Annotated in this window: 18 protein-coding genes; 8 read left to right on the forward strand and 10 right to left on the reverse strand. The window is 41.1% G+C overall.

What is annotated here, in order from left to right:
• Positions 1 to 20: 20 nt before the first annotated feature.
• Positions 21 to 971 carry an SPFH domain-containing protein gene (locus BWX39_RS04195; RefSeq protein ID WP_028904790.1) on the forward strand — a complete coding sequence of 317 codons (951 nt, stop codon included), beginning with the start codon at positions 21 to 23 and terminating at the stop codon, positions 969 to 971.
• Between the two features lie 11 nt (positions 972 to 982).
• Positions 983 to 2122: a UDP-N-acetyl glucosamine 2-epimerase gene (locus BWX39_RS04200; RefSeq protein WP_014710319.1), complete on the forward strand. Its 1140-nt coding sequence runs from the start codon at positions 983 to 985 to the stop codon at positions 2120 to 2122.
• A 57-nt stretch (positions 2123 to 2179) separates the two neighbouring features.
• On the opposite strand, the gene BWX39_RS04205 is transcribed toward BWX39_RS04200, so the two are convergent.
• The gene (locus BWX39_RS04205) at positions 2180 to 3307 is read right to left on the reverse strand and encodes a hypothetical protein (RefSeq protein WP_028904789.1); all 1128 of its coding nucleotides are present in this window, start codon (positions 3305 to 3307) and stop codon (positions 2180 to 2182) included.
• Between the two features lie 626 nt (positions 3308 to 3933).
• Here BWX39_RS04205 and BWX39_RS04210 point away from each other — a divergent pair.
• Genes BWX39_RS04210 through BWX39_RS04220 form a run of 3 tightly spaced genes read left to right on the forward strand, consistent with a single transcriptional unit; the run spans position 3934 to position 7485 of the window.
• The gene (locus tag BWX39_RS04210; RefSeq protein WP_028904788.1) at positions 3934 to 5298 is read left to right on the forward strand and encodes an MATE family efflux transporter; all 1365 of its coding nucleotides are present in this window, start codon (positions 3934 to 3936) and stop codon (positions 5296 to 5298) included.
• A 12-nt stretch (positions 5299 to 5310) separates the two neighbouring features.
• Positions 5311 to 5523: a heavy-metal-associated domain-containing protein gene (locus BWX39_RS04215; protein WP_028904787.1), complete on the forward strand. Its 213-nt coding sequence runs from the start codon at positions 5311 to 5313 to the stop codon at positions 5521 to 5523.
• A 42-nt stretch (positions 5524 to 5565) separates the two neighbouring features.
• Entirely contained in the window at positions 5566 to 7485 is a 1920-nt protein-coding gene (locus BWX39_RS04220) for a heavy metal translocating P-type ATPase (protein WP_028904786.1), read from the forward strand.
• A 189-nt stretch (positions 7486 to 7674) separates the two neighbouring features.
• On the opposite strand, the gene rny is transcribed toward BWX39_RS04220, so the two are convergent.
• From rny to BWX39_RS12400, 5 genes are all read right to left on the reverse strand, one after another.
• Positions 7675 to 9213 carry a ribonuclease Y gene (rny, locus tag BWX39_RS04225; RefSeq protein WP_028904785.1) on the reverse strand — a complete coding sequence of 513 codons (1539 nt, stop codon included), beginning with the start codon at positions 9211 to 9213 and terminating at the stop codon, positions 7675 to 7677.
• A 30-nt stretch (positions 9214 to 9243) separates the two neighbouring features.
• Positions 9244 to 9537 (reverse strand): cell division protein ZapA, encoded by a 294-nt coding sequence (locus BWX39_RS04230; protein WP_014710313.1) that lies wholly within the window; start codon positions 9535 to 9537, stop codon positions 9244 to 9246.
• A gap of 11 nt (positions 9538 to 9548) precedes the next feature.
• A complete protein-coding gene (locus BWX39_RS04235; protein WP_028904784.1) occupies positions 9549 to 9842 on the reverse strand; it encodes a hypothetical protein in 294 nt (97 codons plus the stop codon).
• Between the two features lie 94 nt (positions 9843 to 9936).
• Positions 9937 to 10572, reverse strand: a complete 636-nt coding sequence (locus BWX39_RS04240) for a hypothetical protein (protein WP_028904783.1) — start codon at positions 10570 to 10572, stop codon at positions 9937 to 9939.
• 298 nt (positions 10573 to 10870) lie between these two features.
• Positions 10871 to 11074 carry a hypothetical protein gene (locus BWX39_RS12400; protein ID WP_076123232.1) on the reverse strand — a complete coding sequence of 68 codons (204 nt, stop codon included), beginning with the start codon at positions 11072 to 11074 and terminating at the stop codon, positions 10871 to 10873.
• Positions 11075 to 11483: 409 nt separating this feature from the next.
• On the opposite strand from BWX39_RS12400, the gene rfbA reads away from it, so the two are divergent.
• The 3 genes from rfbA to BWX39_RS04260 all read left to right on the forward strand — a co-directional run bounded on the left by rfbA (position 11484) and on the right by BWX39_RS04260 (position 15386).
• Complete coding sequence (rfbA, locus tag BWX39_RS04250) at positions 11484 to 12368, forward strand: glucose-1-phosphate thymidylyltransferase RfbA (RefSeq protein WP_028904782.1); 885 nt, start codon at positions 11484 to 11486, stop codon at positions 12366 to 12368.
• 15 nt (positions 12369 to 12383) lie between these two features.
• Positions 12384 to 14888, forward strand: coding sequence for a GumC family protein (locus BWX39_RS04255; protein ID WP_036860220.1), 2505 nt, complete (start codon positions 12384 to 12386; stop codon positions 14886 to 14888).
• A gap of 72 nt (positions 14889 to 14960) precedes the next feature.
• Positions 14961 to 15386, forward strand: a complete 426-nt coding sequence (locus tag BWX39_RS04260) for a BT0820 family HAD-type phosphatase (protein WP_028904780.1) — start codon at positions 14961 to 14963, stop codon at positions 15384 to 15386.
• A 109-nt stretch (positions 15387 to 15495) separates the two neighbouring features.
• On the opposite strand, the gene BWX39_RS04265 is transcribed toward BWX39_RS04260, so the two are convergent.
• From BWX39_RS04265 to BWX39_RS04280, 4 genes are all read right to left on the reverse strand, one after another.
• Complete coding sequence (locus tag BWX39_RS04265; RefSeq protein ID WP_028904779.1) at positions 15496 to 16461, reverse strand: hypothetical protein; 966 nt, start codon at positions 16459 to 16461, stop codon at positions 15496 to 15498.
• Between the two features lie 62 nt (positions 16462 to 16523).
• Positions 16524 to 17498 carry an endonuclease/exonuclease/phosphatase family protein gene (locus tag BWX39_RS04270; protein WP_028904778.1) on the reverse strand — a complete coding sequence of 325 codons (975 nt, stop codon included), beginning with the start codon at positions 17496 to 17498 and terminating at the stop codon, positions 16524 to 16526.
• 16 nt (positions 17499 to 17514) lie between these two features.
• Positions 17515 to 18579, reverse strand: a complete 1065-nt coding sequence (locus BWX39_RS04275) for a bifunctional 3-deoxy-7-phosphoheptulonate synthase/chorismate mutase type II (protein ID WP_028904777.1) — start codon at positions 18577 to 18579, stop codon at positions 17515 to 17517.
• A gap of 32 nt (positions 18580 to 18611) precedes the next feature.
• Entirely contained in the window at positions 18612 to 19478 is an 867-nt protein-coding gene (locus tag BWX39_RS04280; protein WP_028904776.1) for a tetratricopeptide repeat protein, read from the reverse strand.
• Positions 19479 to 19501 lie beyond the last annotated feature (23 nt).

Here is a 19501-nt window from a genome sequence, read left to right on the forward strand (position 1 = left end):
AAATAAATTACTTTATCATTATGGACATTGGAGCTTATGTATTAATTGCCATCGTTGTATTGGCAGTCGTCTTTGCTAAAAAGGCAATCGTTATAATCCCACAGAGTGAAACACGCATCATTGAACGCTTAGGACGATACTTCGCAACTTTGCAACCGGGTATCAATATCATCATTCCGTTTATCGATAGAGCGAAAGAGATGGTGGCAGTGCGCCGCGGACGCTATGTCTACACGAACGTTATAGACCTACGCGAGCAGGTTTACGATTTCGACCGTCAGAATGTTATCACGAAAGACAATATTCAGATGCAAATCAATGCGTTGCTTTATTTCCAGATTATGGACCCTTTCAAGGCTGTGTACGAAATAAACAACCTACCAAATGCTATCGAAAAACTGACGCAAACCACGCTTCGTAACATCATTGGTGAGATGGAACTCGACCAAACACTCACTTCCCGCGACACCATTAACACCAAGCTGCGTTCAGTTCTCGACGATGCAACCAACAAATGGGGTATCAAGGTGAACCGTGTAGAGCTTCAAGACATCACACCACCAGAGAGTGTGCTGCAAGCAATGGAGAAACAGATGCAGGCAGAACGTAATAAACGTGCGACAATTCTCACCAGTGAGGGTGAAAAACAAGCAGCCATACTCCAGTCGGAAGGTGAAAAGACATCGCGAATCAACCGTGCCGAGGCTGACAGACAACAGGCTATACTCATTGCAGAGGGTCAGGCAGAAGCGCGAATACGTGTTGCTGAAGCCGAAGCTGTGGCAATTCAGAAAATCACGGACGCTGTCGGGCAAAGCACAAATCCTGCAAATTACCTCATTGCACAGAAGTATATCCAGATGATGGAAGAACTTGCGAAGAACGAAAACCAAAAGACGGTTTACCTTCCATACGAAGCAACGGGCGTTATGGGCTCGATTGGCGGTATAAAAGAAATGTTTAAAGGATAATAAAAACGCAAATGACAAGAACAGATAGCGAACTTAAAATCTGTATTTTCTGTGGCGCACGCCCTAATTTTATGAAGGTTGCGCCCATTATTAGAATTATCAAGAAGAGGCAAAACGAAGGCTGGGACGGCAGAAACATTGCTTACTCGTTGGTTTATGCGGGTAGCAAAGCCGACCCTACATTGGAGGATAGCTTGTTCGACGACCTTCAAATTCCACGCCCCGATGTATATCTCGGTGTGGAATGCGAGAACCTGAACGAACTCACGGGGCAGGTAATGTCGAAATTTGAACAGTATTTGCAGCAGAACACCACACACGTCGTTGTGGTTGTAGACGACCTTGCATCGACTATGGCTGCGGCTATAGTGGCAAAAAAACAGGGCATAGCCTTGGCGCACATTGCTGCAGGAACTCGGTCGTTCGATATAAATATGCCGAAAGAAATAAATCGTTTGGTTATCGACGGACTGTCGGACGTGCTTTTCACCGCAGGTCTGAGCAACAACAGCATTGCCAATAAAGAAGGCGCAGAGCTTTCCCGTGTGTATATGGTTGGCAATATTCTTATTGACAACATTCGCTTCAATCGTGAAAGAATGGGCGATTTGTCGTTGGCAAACATAGCTTCGGTGAGCGATTTGCACCTGAAACCAAAGCAGTATCTGATGTTTACGCTCAACCGTAAGGTGCTGATGAACGACAAAGCCAACTTGGAACGTATGCTGAAAGCTATGCTGGAAGCCGCAGGCAATATGCCTATTGTTGCTCCGTTGCGCGAGAATGCAGCGCAAATCGTACGTTCGCTCGATGCAGCAAAGCACGCAAATCTATGTTTCGTGCAGCCTTTGGGCTACTTGGAGTTTAGCTATTTGTTGTCGAATGCTGCAGGAATTATAACCGATTCGGGCAATGTTGCCGAAGAAGCCACCTTTACCAACGTTCCGTGTGCTACGCTGAACAGCTATACCGAGCACATTGAAACCGTGAAACAAGGCACAAATGTCCTTGTTGGCGAAGATGCGCAGAAACTTCATACTGCCGTTTCCGATATGGTTGGAGGCAAGTGGAAGGCTGCCACAATCCCTGATAGGTGGGACGGCCGTTCTGCCGAACGCATTGTTCAAACCCTTGTCGATTTAGTGAAATAAGTAAAACAGAAAGCGGATATGTCAGTTATGGCATATCCGCTTTTGCTTTATGGCTCTTTACTTAACCACTATTTTCTTTCCATTATGTATATAAATGCCCTTTGATGGGTATTTGTAGGCACGTCCTTGCAAGTCGTAGTAAAGAGTATTTTCTTGTTTTTTAGGTTGAGTTACACTTGAAATTCCATCTGTAATTTGTGATTCGGGAATTGTGATACTGATATTGGTGTATTTTGTAACCCATTCGTTGCTTGTACCTTTGCTGCTGACTTGAGAAGCAAGAGCCCCTAAAAGTTCATTGTTTGCGGTTGTACATTTATAGGTATGAGTTGTTTCATCTAATACCATAGGAATCTTTAGACCTTCTACTTCTTTAGGTTCAGAACCGTTGTTCCCTTCTGTCGTAGCCGTCTTAAATACAAAATAAGCATCAGACATATAAGTTATGAATTGATTGTTAGGAATGAATAATAGCATATTTTCGCCCTCTTGCAATATCTTTGCTACTTGCCATTTGTTAGGAACAGATGCCTCTAACGAATTAAAATAAATATTCTCACCATATTTAATGCAATCTATCTTGCTACTTTCTTTGCTTCCTCCTTCTTCAATATCCGTGTACTCGTAGGTTGCTTTTTGGACAGCTGCGTCTAAAAGAGTTTTACTCACCATTTTCAAACCTGTGGTATGAAGGAATATAGTAGGCTTCTCTTCGTTTAAATAATAAAGCGAAAAGCAGAGCGAACCGCCATCAATGTACATATTGCCATTGCCTTTGTCTATGTATTTTAGCGTAAACTCCCCATCTTCAGGTTGTTGTGTTGTTGTATTCATAGTTGCAAAGTAAACTTTATGCGTAGCTCCACCTTTCTTAAATTGCTTTGTGCCCATCTCTTGTCCGTTCTTAATGGTAATGGTGCCAGCATCTTTATTGATAGTTCCCTTTATGAAACCAATGAAGTCGATGAACTCCTGCAAATAAACTTCGTTGTTTTCCATTATGTAAACCCGCTCTTCGAGAAGATTGCGTTTGGTGTACCCAATCGTGTTTACATACATTTCGTCATCGTAATAGAAGTATGTGGCTGTCTTTCCCTCAAAATCGGGTTCAGCCTCATTACCATTTGTTTGAGCTTGCATTGCAGTTGCAATAAGCAGACTCGAGAGTAACAATTTAATTCTCATCTTTGTTAGGTTTTTGTTTATATTATCTTTAAAGTATATATTATTTGTTTTCTTTCGGCTATAAAGGTAATAATATTTTATAAAAGTAAGGTTGTAGCAATACCGAAAAATTATTTTTTTGCTTCTTTCGTTGCCTATAAATATCTTATTTGTCTACTTGTTTTAATTAGAAATACCTGTGAAGTTATCTTTAAACTGCCATTTTTGCATTGTTTAAAAAGGCAAGCTATCTCTCTTGATAAATAATAAAGGGTCTTTTGGAGATAACATTGTTTCGGGCTTTTCTGCGCTTTCCTTTATAATTAGATATGTGTGGAATCATCAAAAAGTTTTGTCTGAAGAATTATTTACGTGTAAAGAAATATTTATTTACACGTATGGAAGAATTTATTTACACGTAGAAAAATATTTCTTTACGTGTAAATAATTTAGTAGTGTTGCTTTAAAATGGCTTTTCTTCTTCATTAACTAATTCAGTAGACGCATCTTTTATAGTTATACAGAATTGATAGATACAAGCCAGAAGATTATGTTGAAAAAGTAGATTCCTGCTCCTTTCATTTTTAGTTCTAATTAAACATTCACATTCTTTTGGTTATTTAGTTTTTTGTATCTTTGCCTTTGATATGCACAAAGGTAAAAACAATTATACATTCCTTACCGAGGAGCCTATTCATAAGGTTGTGATAACAATGGCTGTGCCCACCATTATTTCGATGTTGGTAACAAGCCTATACAATATTGCCGATACTTACTTCGTGGGACAAATAAACACGCAGGCTACGGCAGCTGTGGGCATTGTGTTCTCGGTAATGTTTTTCATTCAGGCATTTGGCTTCTTTTTCGGACACGGGTCGGGCAATTACATTTCAAGAGAGTTGGGTGCGAAACGCCACCATAATGCTGTTCGTATGGCATCGACGGGTTTTTACTTTTCGTTTCTGTTCGGTTTATGTATCATGGCAGCAGGCCTGGTTTTCCTTAAACCATTGTCGGTTTTGTTGGGAAGTACTCCTACCATTCTGCCTTATACCGAAAAGTACTTGGGTATCGTGCTTCTTGGTGCGCCTTTTCTTACTTCTTCGCTCACGCTGAACAACCAAATGCGCTTGCAGGGCAATGCCACGTATGCTATGTATGGCATTGTTGTGGGGGCTGCGATGAATGTCGCACTCGACCCAATACTGATTTTCGGCTTCGATATGGGAATAACAGGTGCTGCCATCGCTACTGTTGCAGGGCAGGTTGTGTCGTTCCTTATTCTTTTTTATATGGTTCGGCAGGGCGAGAATATCGGTATCTACTTCCGAAACTTTGCTCCTTCGTGGCAAGCACTCAAGGAAATATTCTTGGGAGGTAGCCCTTCGCTCTCTCGTCAGGGATTGGCGTGCTTGGCAACGATGTCGCTCAACATTGCAGCAGGCTATTATGGCGACGAAACAATTGCGGCAATGAGCATTGTTACACGTATTTCGATGCTCGTACTTGCCACTGTTATTGGCTTGGGACAAGGCTTTCAGCCGCTGTGTGGCTTCTGTTACGGGGCGAAACTTTACGATAGGCTGCAGGAAGCCTACAAGTTTACCGTGAAAATGGGTACCGCCTTCCTCATAGTCTGCACGCTCATAGGTTGGCTTTTCAGCGGTTCGATTATCGGATTGTTCCGCAACGACGCGCAAGTTATAAGCATTGGTGTCGCGGCACTGCGTTGGCAACTTTGCACCTACCCATTCAATGCGTTTATTGTAGCCAGCAATATGCTTGCACAAACGTGCAGGAAGCCTTGGCGGGCTAACTTCCTTGCCGCTGCCCGTCAAGGGTTGTTCTTTATTCCCTTAATCTTTATACTTCCGAAGTTCTTCGGTTTGTTGGGAGTAGAGATGTGTCAAGCGGTGAGCGATACGCTTTCGTTCCTCGCCACCATTCCCATAATGGTTTATACGTTTAGGGAATTTAACAGGGAACAAATGGAATTTAATCAACATAGATAAACAAATAAGATAATGGAAAATAAAGTATTTACCGTAAATGGTATGAAGTGTGAACATTGCAAGGCAAATGTAGAGAATGCCATAAAAGGTGTTGTGGGTGTTGAAATGGCTGAAGTAAACTTGGCGGAAAAGACGGTTGAGGTTGCTTACGATGAAAATTTGGTAAAGCCCGAGCTGCTGAAAAATGCGGTGGAAGCATCAGGTCGTTTTGAGATGATGCTATAAATTGGTATTTATAAACTTGGAAATAGAAGGAGGAAATATAAGGTGAAGAAAACTATTCCTGTAATTGGTATGGCGTGTTCGGCGTGTTCTGCCAATGTGGAAAGAAAGCTCAACAGCTTAAACGGCGTAGCTTCTGCTTCGGTTTCGTTGCCTTCACGCACGGCATTGATAGACTTTAATCCTGACGAAATATCGTTAGCAGACTTGAAAGCTGCCATTAATGCCATCGGATTTGACCTTGTAATAGAGGAAGGACGCTCGGCAGTTGAGATTGAAAAGCGTGCTTTTACGTTACTGAAGCGCAAAACTGCCTTGTCGTGGCTGTTTGCCATCGGTGTTATGGCTGTGTCGATGCATTGGGTAGATATGGGTAATGCAAGCACAACCAACCAAATAGCCTTGCTCATCGCACTTGCCAATATGGTGTATTGCGGTCGTAGGTTCTATGTTTCTGCATGGAAGCAACTGCAAAACGGCTTAGCCAATATGGATACGCTTGTGGCTTTGTCTACGTTGATAGCCTTTTTGTTCAGTGTTTTCAATACCTTTTGGGGCGAAACGGTATGGGGGAGTCGTGGCATAGCGTGGCATACCTATTTCGATGCTTCGGTTATGATAATCACCTTTGTGCTTACGGGTAAGCTCTTGGAAGAGAAAGCGAAGGACGGTACTGCTTCGTCTATCCGTCAAATGATGGGAATGACACCTAAAACAGCCCACATTGTAGATGGAGAAAAGATAGAGGAGGTGCCTATTTCAACCATAGAAGTGGGCGATTTGCTTGAAGTTCGTACTGGCGAAAAGGTGCCAGTAGACGGCGAAGTGGTTTGGGCAGAGAGCTTTATGACGGCTAATGCTGCCTACATAGACGAGAGTATGATAACGGGTGAGCCTAATCCTGCCCCAAAAAGGAAAGGCGATAAGGTACTCGCAGGCACTATTCCAAATCAGGGAAAGCTAAGAATGCGTGCCCGACAGATAGGCAAGGACACTGTGATAGCGCAGATTATCCGTATGGTACAAGAAGCACAAGGCTCTAAAGCACCCGTTCAGCGTATCGTAGACAAGGCTGCTTTGGTATTCGTTCCTGTTGTTGCATCGATAGCCCTCTGCACTTTCCTTGTGTGGTGGCTTATCGGTGGCAATGCTTATCTGCCACAAGCCATTCTGTCGGCTATTGCAGTGTTGGTCATTGCCTGTCCTTGTGCAATGGGGTTGGCTACACCGACAGCGTTGATGGTGGGCATAGGCAAGGCTGCAGAGAAGCAAATACTGATTAAAGATGCTGCTGCGTTGGAGAATTTGCGCAGAATAGACGCGCTTGTAACCGATAAGACGGGTACATTAACCATTCCAAATAGAAGCATTGACTTCACTAAATCCGACGATTTGGCTTTGGAAGAACGCGAAACGCTAAAGCCTAATGCAAGGGAAGCAATGGAAACGTTGCAGAAAAGTGGTGTGGAAGTTTATATGATGAGTGGCGATAAGGAGGAGGCTGCAAGGTATTGGGCTGAGAAAGCGGGCATAAAGCACTATCAAAGCAAAGTGTTGCCACAAGACAAAGAAGATATGGTGCGCCGTTTGCAAGCTGAAGGCAAGCGTGTGGCGATGGTTGGCGACGGCATAAACGACACGCAGGCATTGGCTTTGGCTGATGTCAGCATTGCCATTGGCAAGGGAACAGACGTAGCGATGGACGTTGCGCAAATCACACTTATGGGCGATGACCTCCAAACCTTGCCCGACGCCTTGTTGTTGAGCCACCGCACAGTACGTATGGTATGGCAAAACCTGTTTTGGGCATTCATATATAACATTGTCTGCATACCACTTGCAGCAGGAGTACTGTATTTGTTTGGCATCGATTGGCAGATAACACCTTCTTGGGCAAGTGCTCTGATGGCATTTTCGAGTGTCAGCGTAGTGCTAAACAGTCTGCGTTTGCGACTGATGAAATAAGCAACAGCTTCTTTTGGGCTCACTAAAAAGTGGTGTAGAATATGTCTGTTACTTTACAGGGAAATCGTTGCGCCGATGCAGAATCTTGATAATAGCAATGTCTTGCCGTATATATAAACAAAAAAGCGAATTGTTCCAAAAGGAATAATTCGCTTTTTATAAGTTTGTATCTTTACAGAATGACTATGTTTATTTTGCGTAAGAAACACTTCGTGTCTCTCGAATGACGGTGATTTTTACCTGTCCAGGATAAGTCATTTCATTTTGAATCTTTTCAGCAATCTCGCTACTCAATTGCTCGCTTTGAACATCGTCCATCTTGTCAGCACCTACAATAACACGTAGTTCGCGTCCTGCTTGGATAGCATAGGTCTTTGTAACGCCTGGATAGCTCATTGCTATGGCTTCCAAATCGTTCAAACGCTTGATGTAAGCCTCAACAATTTCGCGGCGTGCACCTGGTCGTGCACCTGAAATGGCATCGCAAACCTGAACGATAGGTGCAATAAGGCTCGTCATTTCTATTTCGTCGTGGTGCGCAGCAATGGCATTGCAGATTTCGGGCTTCTCTTTAAACTTCTCAGCAATGCGACCACCATATAATGCGTGTGGAAGTTCTGTTTCCTCATCAGGCACTTTTCCAATATCGTGCAATAAGCCTGCACGCTTTGCCTTCTTTGGATTTAACCCAAGTTCGCTTGCCATGATACCACAAAGGTTGGCTGTTTCGCGAGCGTGTTGAAGAAGGTTCTGTCCGTATGAAGAGCGGTATTTCATCTTACCAACGATGCGGATTAGTTCTGGGTGCAAGCCGTGGATACCCAAATCAATGGCTGTGCGCTTACCTGTCTCAATGATTTCGTTGTCTAATTGCTTCTTAACCTTTGCCACAACTTCCTCAATGCGAGCTGGGTGGATACGACCATCGGAAACCAATTGGTGGAGTGCTAAGCGACAAATCTCACGTCGAACAGGGTCGAAACCTGATATAACAATTGCTTCGGGTGTGTCATCGACAACGATTTCAACACCAGTAGCTGCTTCAAGGGCACGAATATTGCGACCTTCGCGACCAATAATTCTGCCTTTTACCTCGTCGCTGTCAATATGGAATACGCTAACCGAGTTCTCGATAGCAGTTTCGGTGGCAACACGTTGAATAGTTTGAATGACAATTTTCTTGGCTTGTTGATTCGCATTTAGTTTTGCTTCATCAACAATTTCATTGATATAAGATGCCGCATCGAGCTTAGCTTGGTCTTTCAAACTTTCGATAAGGCGAGTTTTTGCCTCTTCTGCACTCAAGCCAGAGAGCTCTTCGAGTTTAGCGCGTTCTGCTTCTTTCTGCTTCTCTAACTCTTGTTCCTTAACCATCAACAGCTTCTTGTCGTTTTCAATGCGCTGTTGTTGTTGCTCAACCTCTTGTTTACGACGGTTCATTTCGTCTAAACGCTGGTTCAAGGTAATCTCTTTCTGCTTTAAACGGTTTTCGTTTTGCTGAAATTTATGATTTCTTTGTTGAACTTCTTTCTCAAGTTCGCTCTTCTTATTAAGGAATTTTTCTTTGACCTCAAGTAGTTTCTTTTCTTTCAATACTTCGGTGTCCTTCTCTGCTTTCGCCATAGCGTCTTTGTATTGACCATCAATGATGTAACGAAAGGTAGTGTAGCCGATGATAAGACCTACTACGAGGCATACAAGAGCTATAATTATAGTTATCAGACTCATTTAAATTATTTATAATGTTATTTATCTTGGTTACTTCTTTAGTGCTTCTTCTATCTCTGAAGTGAGTTTGCCAAGAATTTCGTTGAATGGTGCAGTATCGTTGCGTGCGCCTTCTTTTTTGTAGTGAAGAGCAATATCTAACATTGCCATATATAAGATGTCTTTATCGCTCTTTTTGCCTTTAAAATAGGTTGCATAAGTGTTTACAGTATCTGTGATTAATTTTGAGGCAGCACGGTAGTATTCTTCGTCTTCACGAGGAATATTTACCGATAGCTCTGTATCGTATACGTGTAACCTAATATGCAATTTATCGTCTGCCATTCGATTCGAGGTTATTTCTCACTAATGAGTGTGATGCACTTGTTTACATCGCGGATAAGTTTGGATATGCGTTTCTGTGCGCCTTCCATATCGCCGTCAGAAATTTCTATCATCTTAGCCATCTTTAATGAATTATAGTCGCTTTGCGCCTGTTTCAGCTGTGCTTCGAGCTTTGTAATCTCTTTTTCACGCTGATCCACCAAATCATACAACTCGTTGTTTTCTTTTTTTATCTCTTCGTATTGAAGAATCATTTGTCTAACACGAGTCGCAAAAGTATTCAGTGTCTTTTCATTCGCATTCATTTGCCTATATCATTTTGGCTACAAATTTACGTTAAAGTTTTAATTTAACAAAATTTCCGACCAATTATTTTCTGTTCTCCAACAGAATAAACTTTTATTTTGTTGCTGTATCGTCAGCATTTTGCTTTGGTTCTTTCTTTGCTAACAGGACGATTTGGTAGACAAATTCTGTTGCCCATTGGCGTGAAAAACCAAGACGTTGCGACAGTTGGCGAACCGACATAACTGCCTTTATAACACCTGGGTCGGTGTAATCGTTCTTATTGTAAATATCGTTGATAGTCTTTTCGGTCATCGTGTAGATGATTTTCGTGAAGAAACCTGGCACGCGAAGTTTAAATTTCATAAGGTTTCCAATAAGCATCATCAAGTCTTGGGTGTAGGCTTGGAATTGGTAAAGATAGCTTTGGGCATCTTGTATCTTTTTGCAATTCTTCTTAATACTGGCGTCTACTTCATCGAAGAACAGGTCGTTAGTACCATATAGATTCTTCATTGTTTTTTTTACGCTATTCTTTTCGCCCACTCCTAATTTATTATTAACAGTTGGAACGTGGAAAGTTTGCTTATAAGTACGAAGGTCGGGCAACATTGTTAAGTTCGTAATGCCTAATCGAGCGGCAAGGGCAGCTTGAAAATAGACACGTACTAAAGTCATATAGTCGTTCATACCCCCAACCTTTTCTTGTTCTTCGTTATTTCCTTTAAATATTTTAGAAAATATTCCCATTTTAGTTTATTAATGAATTTGATTAATAACTGAGTCTACACTCTTTTGCGTTTGCAAAGTTAAGAAAATAAAATAAGATTTAGGATAATAAGCATATTTTTTTTAATTGCTGTGTTGTTTAGTTGTTTATGCTTTGATAGAATGTGTGTTTTTACTCGTTACTATGCTTTGGTTCGTTGTAAAATGGAAATAGCTAAAAGGATTAGATACCATTAAAAGGAAGTTTGCCTTGGTTTTTTCTGAATGTCAGTTCGGCATAAAGGGAGTTGGTTAAGCAAGCTATCTCGTAGATGTTTTTCTACAAATCCACTGATGAAACAGTGAGAGTTATTTCATTTAATTTTATAAAAATAATTCCGTTAAAAAGTGGTAACTGTGCTTTGGTGTTGCGAAAGCGGCTGTTTTGCGATGCAAAACCTACGCTTTTACCGTGCAAAAGAGCCGCTTTTGGAGTACAAAACAATAGGTTTTGTAATGACCTGATAGATAGAGAATTATGCAATAGTTATATGTGTGAAAAATATTTACACACATGTTGCTTTATTTTCGTTCATATAATAGCGTGAAGATGCTTCATTTCTTTCTGATGATAAGTGTATCAAATCATTATCAGTTCTTTCTTTAAGTAAAATAAATTATATGGCGTTATTCTTATATTGAACTCACGTTATTTGATGCAAAAAGTTTTAGTGGACAGTAACATTTTTTATTATAGATGCCTTAAATATCAATTTAATTGATTACCTTTGCGGGCAATAAACAGAATAACTCAGAATTGAATGAGGAGAGATTACTATTTGCGAGTAACTATTGGAATGTTTCTACGAAATGTGAAGATTGGGAGAAGCGTATTCTCTACCTGTTCTGACTGGGCGTAACATCTATATAATAAGCATTTAATAAAGATAAGTATGAAAGGTATTGTTCTCGCAGGAGGCTCAGGTACTCGCCTTTATCCAATTACAAAAGGCATAAGCAAACAGTTGATACCTATTTATGATAAACCAATGATTTATTATCCTATTTCCGCATTGATGCTTGCAGGCATAAAGGAAATACTGATAATATCAACCCCATACGATTTGCCTGGCTTTAAACGTCTTTTAGGCGATGGACAAGAGTTGGGAGTTAGGTTTGAATATGCAGAGCAACCATCGCCAGATGGATTGGCACAGGCTTTCATCATTGGCGAAAAGTTTATTGGCGATGATTCTGTTTGTTTGGTATTGGGCGATAATATCTTTTATGGTGCAGGCTTTACGGGTATGTTGAAAGAAAGCGTAAAGAATGCAGAACAAGAAGGAAAAGCTACTGTGTTTGGTTATTTCGTGAACGACCCAGAACGTTATGGCGTTGCAGAATTTGATAAGGCAGGAAACTGTCTTAGCATTGAAGAAAAGCCCGAACACCCTAAAAGCAACTATGCCGTGATAGGTTTGTATTTCTATCCAAACAGTGTGGTGGAAATAGCAAAGCATATAAAGCCTTCAGCACGAGGCGAACTTGAGATAACAACTGTAAACCAAGAATACTTAGCCAAGCAAGAACTAAAGGTTCAAACATTGCAACGTGGCTTTGCGTGGTTGGATACAGGTACACACGATAGCTTGTCTGAAGCAACTACCTTTATAGAATGTATAGAGAAACGCCAAGGCTTGAAAGTAGCTTGCCTTGAAGAAATTGCTTATAAACAAGGTTGGATAAGCAACCAACAACTTAGAGAAAATGCAGAGGTAATGAAGAAGAATGAATATGGTCAGTATCTTCTTCGTCTTGCTGATGAGAACAATCAATAGAATAATGCTATATTTATGATAGAAGAAAATAAGAACGTAGAGAAAGAATACGGACAGGAAGAAACTGGAAAGTCGTTTATAAATTTTCAGTTGATTTATCGTACCATTATCCTTAATTGGTATTGGTTCATACTTTCTACAATCATTTGTGTAGGCTTGGGCGCAATCTATTTGCGTTATACAACACCTACTTATCAAACTGTTGCAAAGTTGCTTATCAAGGAACAGGAGAACGATAGAAGGTCAGGTATTAAGTACTCATCAAATCTTGGAACAATATCTAATTCTGAAGGTCTTGATAACGAGATTGAAATACTTGGTTCAAGGTCTGTAGCTCAAGATGCAGTACGCGACTTGAAACTTTATACAAATTACACGATAAAGGGTAGGTTTAAGACTTTAACATATTATGGCGACCAACCTTTGAATGTAGACCTCGATAGCGAACATTTGGAACGCTTGAACAGACCTATGCAACTTTCAATAAAGCGCGATAGTAATACTTTCATTTTATCGGGCACTTATTCTGTTCCAAAGAATGAGCGCGACGCTGAAGGCCCATTTACGATAAATCGTAAGTTCTATTCGCTGCCACATACAATTGTTACTCGTGCAGGAGCAATTACGATTAACTCTAATAATGGTAGGGTCTTGCGTAAGGGCGAAGAGTTGAATGTAACAATACAGTCGCCTAAAGATGCTTGTGGAAAGTATGTTAGTAGTTTACAAATAGCGAACAGTTCGAAAGGTTCAAATATTGCTTTACTTAGAATAGTAGACGAAATACCTAATCGAAGCATCGACTACCTAAAACAACTTGTTGTAGCCTATAACCGTCAGGCAAATGAAGATAAGAATACAATAGCACTTAGTACTGACCGCTTTATCAGTGCTCGTCTTGGCAAAATCAGTCAAGAACTGGGTGTAACTGAGGGAAAATTGCAAAGCTATAAGCAGCAAAATGGTATGGTAGAGCAGCAAATGAATGCTGCAAGTAGCTTCTCGAACCAAACAGCGTCTGAACAAAAGCTCACAGAGATAGAAACTCAAATCCAGCTCTTCAATAGTGTTGCTTCAGAGGTGAATAGCTCTTCAAGAGATTTCTCACAGGTGATACCTTCCAATATTGGTTTAACCGACCCTACTACATCAGGTCTTATCAATAAATACAACGAATTGGTGTTGGAAAGAAACCGTCTTCTTCGAAGCGCATCGGTAAATTCGCCAGTGGTAGAACCACTTACCGACCAAATCAGAACGCTTAATACAAACATTCGTCGTGCTATTGAAACAGGGCGTCATAATTTGGAAATTCAAAGAAATGCTATTGCTGGTCAGTTTAATAAGTATAATACAGAAGTAGCTGCGGCTCCAAAACAAGAACGAATGATACAGTCTATTGGTCGTGAGCACGAAGTTAGGTCAGGATTGTATTTGATGTTGTTGCAGAAGCGTGAAGAGAATAGCATTTCGCTTGCAGCAACTGTTGATAAGGGTAAGTTAATTGATGAACCACAGTTTGCAGGTATCGTAAGTCCGAATACACAAATGATTTACCTTATTGCATTGCTAATTGGTCTTCTTTTGCCTGCGTTTATCTTGTTCCTTATCCAATTCTTTAGATATAGGATAGAAGGACACGAAGATGTGGCACGACTCACCAAGTTGCCCATTATTGCTGATGTTCCTGTTGCAAGTGAAGCGGCAAAGGGCAAGGCAGATATTGTGGTACACGAAAACCAGAACAATCAAATGGAAGAGGTGTTCCGTTCAATGCGTACCAATATACAATTTGTATTGGAAGAGAACCAGAAGGTTATTCTCTTCACATCATCAACATCTGGCGAGGGCAAGACCTTTACAGCTGCTAATCTTGCAGTCAGCTTTGCATTGCTAGGCAAAAAGGTTATCCTTGTAGGCTTGGATATTCGTAAACCTCGACTCGCTGAGCAGTTTAAGATAAACGATCATAAGCATGGTATTACAAACTTATTGATGAAGAACGAGCCTACTTTAGAAGATTTGAAGGCGCAAATTCTTCCATCGGGTGTGAACGACCAGTTAGATTTATTGATGGCTGGACCTATTCCACCAAATCCAACAGAGTTGATAGCACGCAATTCTTTGAATACTGTGTTTGATTTGTTGCGTCAAGAATACGATTATGTACTTGTTGATACAGCACCTGTCGGACTTGTTACCGATACATTACAGATTGGTAAAATCGTAGACGCGACAGTTTATATGTGTCGTGCCGACTACACATTGAAGTCATCTTTCGATATGATTAACGAACTTTCAGAACAAAAGAAACTTCCAAAGATGAATGTCGTTCTTAATGGTGTCGATATGTCTAAAAAGAAGTATGGCTACTACTATGGTTACGGAACCTACGGCAAGTATGGCCGCTATGGATATGGAAAATACGGTAAATATGGCACCTACGGCAACTATGGTAGCTTTGGGAACTACAGTAACAGTAAGTATGGAAACAAGAACGATAATTCTATAAAACGATAATAATTAAAAATTGATATACAAGAAGTGTGTCAGCGTTTATGCATTGCCACACTTCTTTTTCTTTATACGACTATGGTTATAGCAGTTGACTTTGATGGAACAATAGTGGAACATAGGTATCCACGCATTGGCGATGAGATTCCATTTGCTACTGATACTTTAAAGGAGTTGATAAAAGATGGACATCAGCTCATACTCTGGAGTGTCAGAGAGGGTGAACTATTACAAGAGGCTGTAGATTGGTGCCATAAACGTGGGGTCGATTTTTGGGCAGTGAATAAAGATTATCCAGAGGAAGAACGTTCAAAGAACAATCATTTCTCGCGAAAATTGAAGGTAGATATGTTTATTGACGACCGTAATGTTGGTGGATTGCCCGATTGGGGAACTATCTATCATATGGTAAAATATAATGAAACGTGGGAAAGTATGCGTTATAACCATAACAATGCAGCCTACGAACAACCTAAACGGAAAAAGCATTGGTGGAATTTTTAGTTATATTTCCACCACCTTATTAATATATAAGAGCCACTCTCGTTGTACTACAGCGAGAGTGGCTCTTCTCTTTTATATGATAGAATGACTTTTTTGTATGATGGAGAAATTATCTTTCAACAGTCCAATCTATGTCTTCGCTTGCCATTTCATTGCTTTCCTCTTCAATAGCGATACTTGATGGGGCAGGGTTTTTAATCACAATCTTAATGTTTGTCATTACATTACGCTTCAATACAAATGCTTTTGTTTCTGTTTTTATTGTTCCATCACTTTTTGTCCATTTCAAGACGAAATCGAACTTACCGTTATATCCATCTTCTATCGCTTTAGCTGTTTGTGTAAAAGAATAAATAGCTTGATGGTCGAAAGTTGGGTCGGAAGCCTTTATCGTTTCTTTGTAATCGTCTAAGTAACTGACTTCGAGTGTTCCTTCTTCGGGTGGTGCAATGGTTAGATGCAATCCGAATACTGCTCGTTTTACCTTTAGCGATACGGTATTAGTTGTTTTAGGGTCAAAGTCTAACAATGTGCCATATTGTTTTATCAGTTTAGGGCACCAAACTTGTTTGTTTCCCGTAATGGTTGTTTGACCTTTTGGTGGGAATGGAAAGTTTACTGAGCTTGATTTTGTGAATGAGTTGTTTACTTTTGTTGGCTTTTTGCTGGTTGTTATAAAAGGTTCCATATAGCCATCTTCTGAAAGATAGAGGCCGTCTTCGCCTTCTTCAACTATCAGGCATTCAAAGCGGTAAAGGCATTTTTCGTTTAAAACGATGCTTATTTTTGATGGGTCGTCAAACAATCCATAGGCATATTTTGTGTAAGAACTACTGTTTGCTTTTTTCTGAAATACGTTAATACCATACAGCTTCTTTCCTGCACCACGAGTTCTGTTTGCAAATAAAGGTGTTTCAGAAGTTGTTATTTCCTCGTTTATTCTGAGCGAAATGGTTTTCATCTTACCTTTACCTTGTTTTTCTTTTCCTATTCCTTCTTCTAAAATTGCTTTTTCGCAACTTGCCAAACATACAGCTATTGCGATAGTTAGTAGTGTGTAAATTGTTTTTTTCATCTTTATTAAATGTTTAGGTGCTACAAAGGTAATATATTTTATTTTATTTCCCAATTAAAATGTTAATATAAAAGGTCGAATACCAATGGGAGATGGTCGCTAAATCCGCCATTATAGCGCATACCATTGTAAAATCGGCGAGGCTTTACGCCTCCATATTTCGTGTCTTCTTCAAGCAGAAAAGGCGCATCATTTATTTTGCATTGCTGTACTTTGGGCACTAAGTTCGTGCTTACAAGTATTTGGTCTAAGCTGCCCCATTCGCCTTGATAGCGATAAGTTCCTTTTGCACCGTTCCGTCCTGTTGCATTTCGCGATATGTTTGTCATTCCGTGCTCGTATATTTTCTGCAGCGATTTGTCGTCGGCATAATCGTTGAAATCGCCCATTGCTATTATTTTAGCATTCCTTGCAGTTGTTTTAATCGAGTCGATGGTATTGCAAAGTTGAGTGGCAACGTGTAATCTGAATGGTTCTGAGAAGATAGCACCGCCCGAACGGCTTGGTGCGTGTACGAGAATGACGTGCAGCGTGTCGCCATTCACCAATTCGCCCATTACGTGCAGTATGTCGCGAGTAGGCTTCATCTCTTTTAATGGAGGGATATGAATGGTGTCGGCTTTAATAATTCGGAAGGTGAAAGGCGAATAAAGTAAGGCGACATCTATGCCACGCTCGTCGTTCGAAGCAGTCATAATATATTGGTAGCGTGCTTTTCGCAGTAGCGAACGTTGTGTAAGGTAAATCATCGTGCTGTCGTTTTCCACTTCGCACAATCCTATCAAGTCGGGCAGATAAGTCCTTGCAGAATCCTCGCCACACGAAATAATGCCTTGTCCCACTTTGTTCAGCTTCTCCCAATACTTTGTGCGTGTCCAATGGCGAGGCGAGTTGGGTGTAAACTCCAAATCGTTTTTCTTTGAATCGTGCTCTGTGTCAAACAAGTTTTCTACATTCCATTCTACTATGCGTAAGCGTTCTTGTGCCACCAATGTGCAAGGAAGAAGGCAGAGAAACAGCAACCATAGATGTTTCATAGCGGGTAAACGATTGTCAGTTCAGCATAGTAAGCTGCTGGCGCACGCTTTCTTCGTGTATGATTTCGAGAATGCGGGCAGCAAATTTAGCATCTATTCCACATGCGTTTGCCTGTTGTGCACACTTTTCCAACATTTCGTTGTAGCGTTCCGACTGCAAGATAGTCATATTGTGTTCCTTCTTAAACTTACCAATCTCGCGACAAAGCTTAAAGCGTTCGGCAAGTAAGTTAATCAACGAACTGTCCATTTCGTCTATCTGTGAGCGCAGTTGATGCAATTCTTCGCTTGTAGTGTGCTTGTTGCGCACGATAAGTTGCGAAAGAATAAGGTCTAATTGCTCGGGTGTTACTTGTTGTTCAGCATCGCTCCACGCTTTGTTCGGATTACAATGGGTTTCTATTATTAGTCCGTCAGCACCTAAATCGAGTCCTTGTTGGCAAAGCGGTGCAATGAGGTCGCGCCGTCCACCAATGTGGCTGGGGTCGCAAATAATCGGTAAGTCGGGTATGCGGCGGTGCAACTCGATGGGAATTTGCCACATAGGTAAGTTGCGGTATATTTTCTTTTCGTAACTCGAAAAGCCACGATGGATAACGCCCAATCGTTTTATACCTGCCTGATTCAAACGTTGCAGCGCACCAATCCATAGTTCAAGGTCAGGATTTACAGGGTTTTTCACCAAAACAGGAATGTTCTTTACACCGCATAATAGGTCCGATAAAGCTTGTATGGCAAACGGATTGGTGGTTGTTCGTGCACCAATCCACAGTATGTCCATATCGTATTTCAGAGCCAACTCCACGTGTTCGGGCGTTGCCACCTCGGTGGCGATAAGCATACCTGTTTCGTCTTTCACCCGTTTTAGCCAAGGCAGAGCTTTTTCGCCGTTGCCTTCAAAGCACCCAGGTTTGGTGCGTGGTTTCCAAACACCTGCACGGAATATCTTGCAGCCATTGGCTGAAAGTTGCTGGGCAGTATCCATTACCTGCTCTTCGGTTTCTGCAGAGCAAGGACCTGCTATTATGATGGGTTGGTTTTCTTTATGTGGAAGTTCTAACGGTTGTAGTTCTAATTCCATTATAATAATATGTTGTCCGTTATGTTTTTGAACTAAAAACCATACGGATTCATTTGTTTATACTTGTCATTGAGTTGTTTCTCAATGTTTTCTTCTGCATTTTCTTTACCATCTGTTGGCATCAGTTCTTCTGCTCTTTCGGAATCTTCTTTTGCTTTCGCCTCGTTTCCTACTAAAGAAAACATTTCGCTGCGTTCTTTAAATGCAGTGTATGAAAATGGGTTGGCATCAATAGCTTTTGTGAAATACTCTATTGCCTCATCGTTGCGAGTGGCTGCTCGTTCGATTCTCGCTTTCAACAGCAGCACGTCTTCGTTGTCTTCTGTATGTTCCAACAGCCAATCTACATCGGCTTCGGCTTCGGTAAGTTGCTGTGTGTGTAGGTAGGTTTCGCCACGCAGCAAGTAGGCGTTGCCTTGCTTGCTGTCTAACGAGATAGCCTTTGTTGCCATAGCTATCGTATTAACGTCGTCGCCCTGTCCCTTGCAGGCTTCAGCATACAGATAGTGTGCCGTTGCATTTGCCGAATCTATGAGTATCGCCTTTTCGCAGGCAGTTGCCATTGCGCCATAGTTCTCCATCATAAAGGCTATATTTGCCATACGAATGAATATCTGCACATTATCGGGCTGCGCCTTACTTAATGTCTGCAGTTCTTCGTAAGCCTCAGAGAACAAACCTTTTGAGGTATAGACGATGGAAAGGTGGTCGTGAATTTCCAAGTCGTCTTTTATTTCCAATGCGTGTTTAAAGCATCTCACGGCATAATCTACCTCGCCAGTCTTCATGGCTCTGACACCGTCGTATTTCAATACATCGAAATCTTTTGCTTCGTTTTGTACTTTTACTTCTTCTTTGGTTTCTTCTTTACTACCAAATAGTTTCTGAAAAAAGTTCATACGTGTTTATGTTTATTAATGTT

This window comes from Prevotella intermedia ATCC 25611 = DSM 20706, assembly GCF_001953955.1.
Lineage (GTDB): Bacteria > Bacteroidota > Bacteroidia > Bacteroidales > Bacteroidaceae > Prevotella > Prevotella intermedia.

Coding starts and splice junctions, on each gene's coding strand:
- BWX39_RS04195 (WP_028904790.1), top strand. CDS start 21: ATGGACATTGGAGCTTATGTATTAATTGCCATCGTTGTATTGGCAGTC.
- BWX39_RS04200 (WP_014710319.1), top strand. CDS start 983: ATGACAAGAACAGATAGCGAACTTAAAATCTGTATTTTCTGTGGCGCA.
- BWX39_RS04205 (WP_028904789.1), bottom strand. CDS start 3,307: ATGAGAATTAAATTGTTACTCTCGAGTCTGCTTATTGCAACTGCAATG.
- BWX39_RS04210 (WP_028904788.1), top strand. CDS start 3,934: ATGCACAAAGGTAAAAACAATTATACATTCCTTACCGAGGAGCCTATT.
- BWX39_RS04215 (WP_028904787.1), top strand. CDS start 5,311: ATGGAAAATAAAGTATTTACCGTAAATGGTATGAAGTGTGAACATTGC.
- rny (WP_028904785.1), bottom strand. CDS start 9,213: ATGAGTCTGATAACTATAATTATAGCTCTTGTATGCCTCGTAGTAGGT.
- BWX39_RS04230 (WP_014710313.1), bottom strand. CDS start 9,537: ATGGCAGACGATAAATTGCATATTAGGTTACACGTATACGATACAGAG.
- BWX39_RS04235 (WP_028904784.1), bottom strand. CDS start 9,842: ATGAATGCGAATGAAAAGACACTGAATACTTTTGCGACTCGTGTTAGA.
- BWX39_RS04240 (WP_028904783.1), bottom strand. CDS start 10,572: ATGGGAATATTTTCTAAAATATTTAAAGGAAATAACGAAGAACAAGAA.
- rfbA (WP_028904782.1), top strand. CDS start 11,484: ATGAAAGGTATTGTTCTCGCAGGAGGCTCAGGTACTCGCCTTTATCCA.
- BWX39_RS04255 (WP_036860220.1), top strand. CDS start 12,384: ATGATAGAAGAAAATAAGAACGTAGAGAAAGAATACGGACAGGAAGAA.
- BWX39_RS04260 (WP_028904780.1), top strand. CDS start 14,961: ATGGTTATAGCAGTTGACTTTGATGGAACAATAGTGGAACATAGGTAT.
- BWX39_RS04265 (WP_028904779.1), bottom strand. CDS start 16,461: ATGAAAAAAACAATTTACACACTACTAACTATCGCAATAGCTGTATGT.
- BWX39_RS04270 (WP_028904778.1), bottom strand. CDS start 17,498: ATGAAACATCTATGGTTGCTGTTTCTCTGCCTTCTTCCTTGCACATTG.
- BWX39_RS04275 (WP_028904777.1), bottom strand. CDS start 18,579: ATGGAATTAGAACTACAACCGTTAGAACTTCCACATAAAGAAAACCAA.
- BWX39_RS04280 (WP_028904776.1), bottom strand. CDS start 19,478: ATGAACTTTTTTCAGAAACTATTTGGTAGTAAAGAAGAAACCAAAGAA.